1 protein-coding gene is annotated in these 251 nt (G+C 62.5%); it reads right to left on the bottom strand.

What is annotated here, in order from left to right; genetic code table 11:
• Window positions 1-251 (bottom strand): sigma 54-interacting transcriptional regulator (locus tag HX875_RS32445; protein ID WP_256348231.1); only part of this gene is annotated, 251 nt, incomplete at both ends.

Here is a 251-nt window from a genome sequence, read left to right as displayed (position 1 = left end):
CCGCCGCCCCGAAGCACCGGAAAACGAACCGGCCTCATGCCCGAAAAACTCGCTCTCGGCGAGGTTCTCACTGATCGCCCCGCAGTTCACCGGCACAAACGCACCCGTGCGACCGCTGGCGCTATGGATGTAACGAGCGACCAATTCCTTGCCAGTGCCCGTCTCGCCATTGATCAACACCGGCGCTTCGCTCGGGCCCACACGCTGCAAATACTCAAGCAGCTGCAACGAACGCGGGTCGGCAAAGACCA

It is taken from the genome of Pseudomonas yamanorum, from assembly GCF_013386765.1.
In the GTDB taxonomy this organism is placed as follows: Bacteria; Pseudomonadota; Gammaproteobacteria; order Pseudomonadales; family Pseudomonadaceae; genus Aquipseudomonas; species Aquipseudomonas yamanorum_A.
Note: the sequence above shows the minus strand (reverse complement) of the source record. Positions and strands in the feature narration are given on the sequence as shown.